Annotated in this window: 5 protein-coding genes and 1 pseudogene; 2 read left to right on the forward strand and 4 right to left on the reverse strand. The window is 65.0% G+C overall.

Features of this window, described 5'->3' with window-relative positions; all coding sequences use genetic code 11:
- Positions 1-11: 11 nt before the first annotated feature.
- The 4 genes from hemF to ACXJL8_RS36585 all read right to left on the reverse strand — a co-directional run bounded on the left by hemF (position 12) and on the right by ACXJL8_RS36585 (position 2,522).
- Positions 12-899, reverse strand: a complete 888-nt coding sequence (hemF, locus tag ACXJL8_RS36570) for an oxygen-dependent coproporphyrinogen oxidase (RefSeq protein WP_456620456.1) — start codon at positions 897-899, stop codon at positions 12-14.
- Between the two features lie 130 nt (positions 900-1,029).
- A complete protein-coding gene (locus ACXJL8_RS36575; RefSeq protein WP_456620457.1) occupies positions 1,030-1,395 on the reverse strand; it encodes a 6-pyruvoyl trahydropterin synthase family protein in 366 nt (121 codons plus the stop codon).
- A 17-nt stretch (positions 1,396-1,412) separates the two neighbouring features.
- Positions 1,413-2,045, reverse strand: coding sequence for a 7-carboxy-7-deazaguanine synthase (gene queE, locus ACXJL8_RS36580; RefSeq protein WP_456620458.1), 633 nt, complete (start codon positions 2,043-2,045; stop codon positions 1,413-1,415).
- Between the two features lie 18 nt (positions 2,046-2,063).
- Positions 2,064-2,522: a tRNA (cytidine(34)-2'-O)-methyltransferase gene (locus ACXJL8_RS36585; RefSeq protein WP_456620459.1), complete on the reverse strand. Its 459-nt coding sequence runs from the start codon at positions 2,520-2,522 to the stop codon at positions 2,064-2,066.
- Positions 2,523-2,802: 280 nt separating this feature from the next.
- Here ACXJL8_RS36585 and petA point away from each other — a divergent pair, with 280 nt between their 5' ends.
- Both petA and ACXJL8_RS36595 read left to right on the forward strand, forming a co-directional pair.
- Positions 2,803-3,333, forward strand: coding sequence for a ubiquinol-cytochrome c reductase iron-sulfur subunit (gene petA / locus ACXJL8_RS36590; RefSeq protein ID WP_282524363.1), 531 nt, complete (start codon positions 2,803-2,805; stop codon positions 3,331-3,333).
- Between the two features lie 62 nt (positions 3,334-3,395).
- Positions 3,396-3,585 (forward strand): annotated as a pseudogene (locus tag ACXJL8_RS36595) (hypothetical protein); the annotation flags it as partial.

The raw sequence follows: 3,585 nt of genomic DNA on the forward strand, positions 1-3,585 counted from the left end.
CTTCATCGCAGTCATGGCCATTTCACCTCCGGCGGCAGCGACGACAGGATCGAATCCACATTGCCCCCGGTCTTGAGTCCGAAGATGGTGCCGCGGTCATAGAGCAGGTTGAATTCGACATAGCGTCCGCGCCGGACCAGTTGCTCCTCGCGATCTTCGGCCGTCCAGGCCGTCGCGAAATTGCGGCGCACGATGTCGGGGTAGATCTTCTGGAAGGCACGGCCGACGTCCTGGGTGAAGGCGAGGTCGGCGTCCCAGTCGCCGCTGTCGTGCCAGTCGTAGAAGATGCCGCCGATGCCACGCGCCTCTTTCCGGTGCGGCAGGTAGAAATATTCGTCGCACCATGTCTTGTACTTGTCGTAATCGGCGACGCCGTTCGGCTGCGCACAGGCCTGCTTCATCGCGGCGTGGAAGGCGATGCTGTCGGCGTCCCCCTGCGTGCGCCGGCGATCCAGCACCGGGGTGAGGTCGGCGCCGCCGCCGAACCAGGCCTTGGTGGTGACGACGAAGCGCGTGTTCATGTGCACGGCGGGCACATGCGGATTGCGCAGATGCGCGATCAGCGAGATGCCGGAGGCCCAGAACCGCGGATCGTCGGCCGCGCCCGGAATTTGCGCGCGGAATTCGGGGGCGAATTCGCCGTGCACGGTCGAGCAGTGCACGCCGACCTTCTCGAACAGGCGGCCGTACATCATCGACATCACGCCGCCGCCGCCGGGCGCGCCAGAGTGGTCGGTGCGCTGCCACGGCGTGCGCACGAAGCGGCCGGCCTCGCCGGGATAGAGGCTTTGCGGCGCGTCGTCTTCCAGCCGTTCGAAGCTTGCGCAGATGTCGTCGCGCAAGCGCTCGAACCAGGCGCGGGCGCGGGCCTTGCGATCGTCGATTGTTGAAACGTCCATCTGCATTCCCGTCGCTACTCAGCGGAGCCTGTAGGGTGGGCAAAGGCGCTCTTGCGCCGTGCCCACCAACTTTTACGCGTCGTCTTGAATGGTGGGCACGCTACGCTTTGCCCACCCTACGAGACCGTAACTAACCCTGCGGACCGTAATAGGTGCAGCTCTCGTTGCAACTGTCGCGGTGGATGCTGACGCGGGTGAGCTTGCCGATATGGGCCAGCCGCTCCCAGACGAAGCGCGCGAGATTCTCCAGCGTCGGGGTGCCCAGCGCCTCGATCTTGTTGAGGAACTTGTGGTCCAGCATCACACGCACATCCTCGATCGCGCGCTGGAGCAGGCCGAGATCGACCACCATGCCGGTCGCGGGATCGGGCGTGCCGCGCACCGTCACCTCGGCGCGGAAGGAGTGGCCGTGGATTTCTTCACTGGCAGCGCCAAACGTCGTTCCCGACAGTGAATGCGCCGCCTCGAAGCGGAACGATTTCGTCAATTCCCACATCTGTCCGAAAACCAATCCTATCTGATGCCGAGCGATTTATGCGTCTGCACGCTGAGCCGCCATTGCGGATGACGCAGGCAGTAGTCGATCGCGCGCGCGGTGTTCTCGGCGACCTCCGGCCCGTCCATCGGCTGCAGCGAGAAGCGCTCGAAGGCGAGGCCCTCGAAGGCCTCCGGCGCGGCGAGCGCCTGCGGATAGACCAGCTTCAGCTCGTGGCCGCGGCGCACCACCAGATCGCTTCCGCCCTTGGGGCTGACGCAGATCCAGTCGAGCCCCTCGGGCGGAGCGATCGTGCCGTTGGTCTCGACGCCGATCTCGAAGCCGTGGGCATGGAGCGCGTCGACCAGGGCAGCATCGACCTGCAGCAGCGGCTCGCCGCCGGTCAGCACCACGTAGCGGTTTTCTTGCGATCCCGTCCATTGCGCGGCGATGGTGCCGGCGAGTTCCGCGGCCGAGGCGTAGCGGCCGCCCAGCGTGCCGTCGATGCCGACGAAATCCGTGTCGCAGAACTTGCAAGTCGCCTCGGCGCGATCGGCCTCGCGGCCGCTCCAGAGATTGCAGCCGGCAAAACGGCAGAACACGGACGCGCGCCCGGCATGGGCGCCTTCGCCCTGCAGGGTCAGGAAGATCTCCTTGACCGCGTAACTCAATCGTCTCTCCTCAACCTGTCAGACCTGCTGGTTCCGGACCTGCCGCAGCGCTTCGCCTGCGGCCATCGCCGCGGTCATCGCCACATTGAGCGACCGCAGCCCCGGTGTGATCGGGATCACCAGCCGCGCATCCGCGGCCTCGACCACCGCGTCGGTGACGCCGGCGCTCTCGCGCCCGAATAGCAGGATGTCCGACGTCTGGTAATGAAAATCGCGGTAATCGGTGGCCGCCTTGGTGGTGAACAGCAGCAGCCGGGCGCCTTGCGCCGCGCGCCATTGCTCGAATTTCGACCAGGAGTCGTGGCGGGTGATGCTGACCTGGTCAAGGTAGTCCATTCCCGCCCGGCGGAAATGCCGGTCGGAGACCGGGAAGCCTGCCGGTTCGATGATGTGGGCGGCCAGCCCCAGGCAGGCACAGAGCCTGAGAATCGTGCCGGTGTTCTGCGGAATGTCGGGTTGGAAAAGCGCTATGTGCATGGGGTGCGACGGGTTGGTGGCGGCTGGAAATGTCTCAATAAAACATCGCTAGCGCGGGAATTCGTGCATTGCACGCTCCCGCGCCGATAGCGGGCTTGCGCTCGCCCGGCAAGGGTGCCAATAGAACGATTCTGGACTGCTGTTTTCGCCGTGTTTTGGTGGGGACACGCGAAGTTCTGCCGCCGCGGGGGGCCGCGGGCGCCGGCAGCCTGTTCTGGGGAGCTTGTGGGCGCCCCCTGGAGCGGTTCCGCCGGCAGCATAAGAAGAAAGGGTTGGAATCGTGACGACAGCGTCTTCGGCGGACCATCCGACACGCCGTGATTTCTTATTCGTTGCAACCGGGGCAGCTGCAGCAGTAGGGGGCGCAGCTGCGCTCTGGCCCTTCATCTCCCAAATGAATCCGGACGCCTCGACCATCGCCGCAGGTGCGCCGATCGAGGTCGATCTGACCCCGGTCGCCGAGGGGCAGGACATCAAGGTGTTCTGGCGCGGCAAGCCGATCTACATCAGCCATCGCACCAAGAAACAGATCGACGAGGCGCGCGCCGTCAACGTGGCGAGCCTGCCCGATCCGCAGTCTGACGAGGCCCGGGTCAAGCCCGGCCATGAGCAATGGCTGGTCGTGATCGGCATCTGCACCCACCTCGGCTGCATTCCGATCGCTCATGAGGGCAATTACGACGGGTTCTTCTGCCCCTGCCATGGTTCGCAGTACGATTCGTCCGGCCGCATCCGCCAGGGGCCCGCGCCCGCGAACCTGCCGGTGCCGCCGTACCAGTTCGTTTCCGACACCAAAATCCAGATCGGCTGAGCTTCGGGCCCTCGTCCGAAGCCTCGCGCCGTCATGTCGTATTATTTCCTCAGGATCGCATCATGAGCGGACCATCCGACTACCAGCCGAGTAATCCGGCCCTGCAATGGATCGAGCGACGTCTGCCGATCCTCGGGCTCATGCACTCCTCTTTCGTCGTCTACCCCACGCCGCGCAATCTGAACTACTGGTGGACCTTCGGCGCCATCCTCTCCTTCATGCTCGGAATGCAGATCCTGACCGGCGTGATCC

The organism is Bradyrhizobium sp. P5_C11_2, assembly GCF_054049755.1.